Raw genomic sequence first — 6325 nt, 5'->3', positions numbered from 1 at the left:
GCCCCAACACTCGGCACCTCGCCTAGGCTCGGTGTGCCCGTAATCCGACAGTGATTTGGGGGGCCGCCGCCACGCGCCCTCCATGGCGCGGGGCGGCTAAACCGGCATCCCTGCCGGTTTACCCCCCAAATCCCTGTCGAATTCCGGCCAGCGTGTTTGATGGGGCGCCTGAGATCAGGATCAAGAGCAAGAGCGGCTCGCTTCGCATCGTGGTTAGGGGGTGACAGCGTTGTGTAGATACCTGTGCTTAACGCCGGCTCCTGCAGGGGAGGTGGTGTTAGAACAGTCTCGCGAGCAGGGCGGTGACGGCGGTTTCGACGCGCAGGATGCGTGCACCGAGCTGCACGGGCTGTAATCCGGCTTTGGCCAGCAGGTCGACTTCGTAGGGGATCCAGCCGCCTTCCGGGCCGATTGCCAGTGTCACTGGCTCCTCCAGCCCACGTGGGCACGCGGGGTAATCGCCCGGGTGGCCGACCAGGCCCAGGGTGCCTTCGGTCATGGCCGGCAGGCGGTCTTCGACGAACGGTTTGAAGCGTTTTTCGATGACGATCTCGGGCAGAACCGTGTCCCGCGCTTGTTCAAGGCCGAGGATCAGTTGCTCGCGAATCGCCTCGGGCTCCAGGAACGGGGTTTGCCAGAAGCTCTTTTCGACCCGGTAGCTGTTGACCAGTACGACCTTGGGCACACCCATGGCGGCCACAGTCTGCAGCACCCGACGCAGCATTTTCGGGCGCGGCAGGGCCAGCAGCAGCGTCAGCGGCAGCTTGGCGGGCGGGGGCTGGTCGAAACTCACCTGCAGTTCGGCTTCACGGGCTTCCAGGCGCACGAGTTGCGCATTGCCCATCAACCCGCCGATGCGGCCGACGCGCAGGCTGTCGCCGACGGCCGCGCGGTGGACTTCCTGCATGTGCACCAGGCGCCTATCGCGCAGCACCACGCGGTCGGCCGCGATAAAGTCGGCCTCTTCCAGCAGCAGCAGGTTCACGGCTGGGTCGCTGGCGGCTGGTCGTCGTCGGGCTGGTCATCCGGGTGTTCGCCGCGCTTGCTGATCAAGCCGCTGAACAGGATGCCAATCTCGAACAGCATCCACATCGGCACAGCCAGCAATGTCTGGGAGAAGATGTCCGGCGGCGTGAGGATCATGCCGACCACGAAGCAGCCGATGATCACGTACGGACGGATCTTCTTCAGGTACTTCACGTCGACCACGCCGATCCATACCAGCAGTACCACGGCCACCGGGATCTCGAAGGCAACGCCAAAGGCGAAGAACAGCGTCATCACGAAGTCGAGGTAGCTGGTGATGTCTGTCATCATTTCCACCCCGGCCGGGGTGGCGGCGGCGAAGAACTTGAAGATCAGCGGGAACACCAGGAAGTAGGCGAACGCCATGCCGGTGTAGAACAGCAGGATGCTCGACACCAGCAACGGCACGGCGATGCGCTTCTCATGCTTGTACAGGCCCGGTGCGATAAAGCCCCATATCTGGTGCAGGATCACCGGGATCGCCAGGAACAGCGAGACCATCATGGTCAGCTTCAACGGCGTGAGGAAGGGCGATGACACATCGGTGGCGATCATCGTCGCGCCCGCTGGCAGATACTGGCGCAGTGGCGTCGAGACGAACGTATAGATCTGCTGGGTGAAGGCAAACAACCCGGCAAAGATGATGAAGATGGCCGCTACGCAACGCAGCAGGCGGGTACGCAGCTCGGTGAGGTGCGAGACCAGTGGCATATGCTGGTCGTTTTCCGGTTTATCAGCGCTCATGGGGCTCGCGGCGGCAATGTAGGGTCATGGGGCGCGGGCGACGCGGCAGGCGTCGGCGCAGGCTCGGTTGGCGCGGTTGGTGCCACGGGTGCTGCTTCAGTCGCGCCAGGCACGGCCACAGGCGCCGCCGGCTTGGCGGGCTCCTGCACGGGCGACAGGATCTTCCGTGCTTCCTGCTCCAACGACAGAATGTGTTCGTTGTGCAGTTGCCGGCGGATCTCGTCGGCACCGATTTCCCGTTCAACTTCCTGTTTGATGGCGTTGAAACTGCGTTTCAGGCGCCCGATCCATAGGCCGGCCGTGCGCGCGGCACCGGGCAGGCGTTCCGGCCCCAGTACCAGCAGGGCCACAAGGCCGACGAGGAGCAGTTCAGAGAAGCTGATACCAAACATTAGTCAGTGCTCACGAGTCTTTGCGGGTCGGCTCTTCGACTTTCTCAGCCTGTACGTCGAAGGTACGACGCTCGGTGATCGGCTGGGTGGCCTGGGGGTGCACAGGCTGCGCCGGCGGTACCGGGTTGGCGGCAGGTTCGGCGGGTTTTTCATCGTCGTTCATGGCTTTGCGGAAGCCCTTGATCGATTCGCCCACGTCAGTGCCCAGGTTCTTGAGTTTCTTGGTGCCGAACACCAGTACCACCACCACCAGAATGACGATCCAGTGTTTCCAGTCAAAAATGCCCATGCTGCAAATCCTCTAGTCTTAGTTATTCAGGCGGACGGGCGCGAGGCCTTCTCGGCATGCCCTGACAAGCCGAAGCGACGGTCCAGTTCATCCAGCACTGCCTGCGGATGCTGCCCCAGTTGGGCGAGCATGACCAGGCTATGGAACCATAGGTCGGCGGTTTCGTAGATGACATCGCTGCAGTCGCCGCTGATTTGCGCGTCCTTGGCGGCGATGATGGTCTCGACGGATTCTTCGCCGAGTTTTTCCAGGATCTTGTTCAAGCCCTTGTGGTACAGGCTGGCGACATAGGAGCTGTCGGCGTCCGCGCCTTTGCGGTCTTCGAGCACCTGTGCCACGCGGTTGAGGGTATCGCTCATGTCTAGTGTCCTGCCGAGTAGATGGCGTGCGGGTCTTTGAGCACCGGTTCCACAACCTTCCATTCGCCATTCTCGAATACGCGATAGAAGCAGCTGTGTCGGCCGGTGTGGCAAGCGATGTCGCCGATCTGCTCGACCTTGAGGATCACCACGTCGGCGTCGCAGTCGATGCGCATCTCGTGCAGGGTCTGCACGTGCCCGGACTCTTCGCCCTTGCGCCACAGTTTGCCACGCGAGCGTGACCAGTAGATGGCGCGCTGCTCAGTGGCGGTGAGGCTCAGGGCCTCGCGGTTCATCCAGGCCATCATCAACACGCGCCCGGTCTTGTAGTCCTGGGCAATGGCCGGCACCAGGCCGTCACTGTCCCACTTGATCTCGTCCAGCCAGTCTTTCATGTTCGGCTCCGGCAATTTGCGACAGTGTATAACCGGATTGGCTATCGACGCACGATCAGATAAACACCCACGGCGACCATGATACCGGCCGGCCAGTGGCCCAGTTGGTTCAGCGGGCCACCGATGGCCAGCATCACCCCTCCGACCAGGTGAGCAGCACCCAGCAGGCGCAGGAACCAGTCGTCTTTGGGCTTTTTCCAAGGCGGCGCCGGGTCCTTGGCGTGGGGCTGGGACATGCGCTCCAACAGGTCTCGGGTCATGTTGGCCAGGTGCGGCAGTTGTTCCATCTGGCTATGCAGGTTGCCCAGCACGGTTTTCGGGCTCATCCGCTCGCGCATCCAGCGTTCCAGGAACGGCTGCGCGGTGTTCCACAGGTCGAGGTCCGGGTACAGCTGACGGCCCAGGCCTTCGATGTTGAGCAAGGTTTTTTGCAGCAATACCAACTGCGGCTGCACTTCCATGTTGAACCGCCGCGCGGTCTGGAACAGGCGCATCAGCACCTGGCCAAAGGAAATATCTTTTAACGGTTTTTCGAAGATCGGCTCGCACACGGTGCGGATCGCCGCTTCGAATTCATTGAGCTTGGTTTCCGCCGGCACCCAGCCCGAATCGATGTGCAACTGCGCCACGCGGCGGTAGTCGCGCTTGAAGAAGGCGAACAGGTTGCGCGCCAGGTAGTCCTGGTCTTCCGGCGTCAGGCTGCCGACGATGCCGCAGTCGATCGCGATGTACTGCGGGCTCCACGGGTTGACGGTGCTGACGAAAATGTTGCCCGGGTGCATGTCGGCGTGGAAGAAACTGTCGCGAAATACCTGGGTAAAGAAGATCTCCACACCGCGCTCGGCGAGCATCTTCATGTCGGTGCGCTGGTCGGCCAGGGTCGCGAGGTCGGTGACCTGCACGCCGTAGATGCGCTCCATCACCAGTACTTTCGGACGGCACCAGTCCCAATACACTTGCGGCACGTACAGCAGTGGCGAGCCTTCGAAGTTGCGCTTGAGCTGGCTGGCATTCGCTGCTTCGCGCAGCAGGTCGAGTTCGTCGTAGATGGTTTTTTCGTAGTCGGCCACTACGTCCACCGGGTGCAGCAACCGTGCATCGGCAGAAAATCGCTCGGCGGCGCGGGCGAGGATGAACAGCCATGCCAGGTCCTGGCCGATGATCGGCTTGAGGCCGGGGCGGATCACCTTCACCACCACTTCTTCGCCAGTCTTGAGCTGCGCCGCGTGCACCTGTGCGACCGATGCCGAGGCCAGCGGGTCGACGTCGAAGCGGCTGAATACTTCGCTGATCTTCTTGCCCAGCTGTTCTTCAATGAGCTTCATCGACTGCTGGGAATCGAACGGTGGCACGCGATCCTGCAGCAGCATCAGCTCATCGGCGATGTCCTCGGGCAGCAGGTCGCGGCGTGTCGAGAGGATCTGCCCGAACTTGATGAAGATCGGCCCCAGGTCCTGCAGCGCCAGGCGCAGGCGCGCGCCACGGCTCAACGCCAGCTGTTTGCGCGGGAACCAGCGCCACGGCAGTACGTAACGTACCGCGAGCAGGAACCAAGGCAGGGGCAGGGCGAACAGCAGGTCATCGAGACGGTAGCGGATTACGACGCGCTGGATACGAAACAGACGGCGGACGGCGAGCAGCTTCATGCGTTATCGCTTGGATCAAGGGAACGGCTCAGGCGCTCGAAGCGTGCCTCGAGGCGTTCCAGGTCGATTTTGGCCTTGTCGAGTTCACGAAAGCGCGCTTGCGCTTCCCGCTGCCCGACCAGGGTGCGCGATTCTTCGCTCAGGTATTCGGCGAGGTTCTGGTTGAGGCTGGCGAACCCCTGCTGGTACCAGCGCGAGCGGCTGCGCAGGTGCCCGCTGATCAACTGGGTGGCCACCGGGCCGACCCAACGGGACAGCTCGTATTCCCAGTCCAGTTCCAGGTCTTGCAGCACGGCGGCCAGGTCCATCAGCACCGAACTGTCGCCTTCCAGTTCCACTTCGGCACCGTGCAGGATGGCAGTCTTGTTGCGGCTCAGGGCCAGGTGCAACAGGCTCGAAGCCGGCGCACGCAGGGTGCAGTCGGCTTCAGCGGCCCAGTCGCCCGCGAGCAGCAGGCCTTCATCGCTGGGCAGGATAAACAGCTGCAAGGCGGGGCTGCGGCAGTCGACGGCAATGATCTTGCCGTTGAGGTGCGCCAGCCGCGCCAGGGCTGTGCTGTCCAGGCGCAATACACGGTTGAGGCCGTGTTCAACGCTGGCGAGAAGACCTTTGAGCAACATCAGGGCTTGATGCCGCGGTGCAGGGCGACGATGCCCGAGGTCATGTTGTGGTAGGTCACGCGGTCGAAACCGGCTTCTACCATCATTGACTTCAGGGTTTCCTGGTCGGGGTGCATGCGGATCGACTCGGCCAGGTAGCGGTAGCTCTCGGCGTCATTGGTGATCAGCTTGCCCATCAATGGCATGAACGCGAAGGAGTAAGTGTCGTAGACCTTGGACATCAGCGCGTTGGTCGGCTTGGAGAACTCCAGCACCAACAAGCGGCCACCCGGCTTGAGGACGCGCAGCATCGAGCGGATCGCGTCTTCCTTGTGGGTCACGTTGCGCAGGCCGAAGGCGATGGTCACGCAGTCGAAGTGGTTGTCGGGAAACGGCAGCTTTTCAGCGTCGGCCTGCACGAACTCGATGTTGCCGGCCACGCCTTTGTCGAGCAGGCGGTCACGGCCGACCTTGAGCATCGAACCGTTGATGTCCGCGAGGACCACCTGGCCGGTCGGGCCGACAAGCTTGGAGAACTTGGCTGCCAGGTCGCCCGTGCCGCCGGCGATATCGAGTACGCGGTTGCCGGTGCGAACACCCGACAGCTCGATGGTGAACCGCTTCCACAGGCGGTGCATGCCGCCCGAGAGCACGTCGTTCATCAGGTCGTACTTGGCCGCTACGGAATGGAACACCTCAGCGACTTTTTCCGCTTTCTGGCTTTCCGGGACGTTCTTGAAGCCGAAGTGAGTGGTGGGTTCGGCATCGCTGCCTTTGCGCTGATCAGTCATATCGCTGTCACCAAAAGAGAATGCGGGACATGATAATCCCCAAGGCTTGCTTTGTCTTGGCAAGGCTGAAGGTAAGATGGGTGG

The 6325-nt window shown here is 62.3% G+C and carries 9 protein-coding genes; all 9 read right to left on the bottom strand.

All coding sequences use genetic code 11. The features are described from left to right. Nucleotides 1-277: 277 nt before the first annotated feature. The 9 genes from CQ002_RS13035 to ubiE are packed head-to-tail and all read right to left on the bottom strand — an operon-like array spanning nt 278 to nt 6241. On the bottom strand, nt 278-985 hold the full coding sequence (locus tag CQ002_RS13035) for a 16S rRNA (uracil(1498)-N(3))-methyltransferase (protein WP_069021397.1): 708 nt from the start codon (nt 983-985) through the stop codon (nt 278-280). Further along, nucleotides 982-1770, bottom strand: a complete 789-nt coding sequence (gene tatC / locus CQ002_RS13030) for a twin-arginine translocase subunit TatC (RefSeq protein WP_034105958.1) — start codon at nt 1768-1770, stop codon at nt 982-984. The genes CQ002_RS13035 and tatC overlap by 4 nt, the downstream gene beginning before the upstream one ends. Next, complete coding sequence (gene tatB, locus CQ002_RS13025) at nt 1767-2162, bottom strand: Sec-independent protein translocase protein TatB (protein WP_105161521.1); 396 nt, start codon at nt 2160-2162, stop codon at nt 1767-1769. The genes tatC and tatB overlap by 4 nt, the downstream gene beginning before the upstream one ends. Before the next feature lie 10 nt (nt 2163-2172). Beyond that, nucleotides 2173-2451 carry a twin-arginine translocase TatA/TatE family subunit gene (locus tag CQ002_RS13020; protein WP_034105955.1) on the bottom strand — a complete coding sequence of 93 codons (279 nt, stop codon included), beginning with the start codon at nt 2449-2451 and terminating at the stop codon, nt 2173-2175. Between the two features lie 26 nt (nt 2452-2477). Beyond that, nucleotides 2478-2810 (bottom strand): phosphoribosyl-ATP diphosphatase, encoded by a 333-nt coding sequence (locus CQ002_RS13015; RefSeq protein ID WP_003209299.1) that lies wholly within the window; start codon nt 2808-2810, stop codon nt 2478-2480. 2 nt (nt 2811-2812) lie between these two features. Continuing rightward, nucleotides 2813-3205, bottom strand: a complete 393-nt coding sequence (gene hisI, locus CQ002_RS13010; RefSeq protein ID WP_012721796.1) for a phosphoribosyl-AMP cyclohydrolase — start codon at nt 3203-3205, stop codon at nt 2813-2815. 41 nt (nt 3206-3246) lie between these two features. Continuing rightward, on the bottom strand, nt 3247-4851 hold the full coding sequence (ubiB, locus tag CQ002_RS13005) for a ubiquinone biosynthesis regulatory protein kinase UbiB (protein WP_034105953.1): 1605 nt from the start codon (nt 4849-4851) through the stop codon (nt 3247-3249). Further along, on the bottom strand, nt 4848-5471 hold the full coding sequence (locus tag CQ002_RS13000) for an SCP2 domain-containing protein (RefSeq protein ID WP_034105952.1): 624 nt from the start codon (nt 5469-5471) through the stop codon (nt 4848-4850). The genes ubiB and CQ002_RS13000 overlap by 4 nt, the downstream gene beginning before the upstream one ends. Then, the gene (ubiE, locus tag CQ002_RS12995; RefSeq protein ID WP_003171186.1) at nt 5471-6241 is read right to left on the bottom strand and encodes a bifunctional demethylmenaquinone methyltransferase/2-methoxy-6-polyprenyl-1,4-benzoquinol methylase UbiE; all 771 of its coding nucleotides are present in this window, start codon (nt 6239-6241) and stop codon (nt 5471-5473) included. The genes CQ002_RS13000 and ubiE overlap by 1 nt, the downstream gene beginning before the upstream one ends. Nucleotides 6242-6325: the final 84 nt, after the last annotated feature.

Origin of the sequence: Pseudomonas sp. MYb13, from assembly GCF_002980075.1 — a bacterium.
Classification (GTDB): domain Bacteria; phylum Pseudomonadota; class Gammaproteobacteria; order Pseudomonadales; family Pseudomonadaceae; genus Aquipseudomonas; species Aquipseudomonas lurida.
Note: the sequence above shows the minus strand (reverse complement) of the source record. Positions and strands in the feature narration are given on the sequence as shown.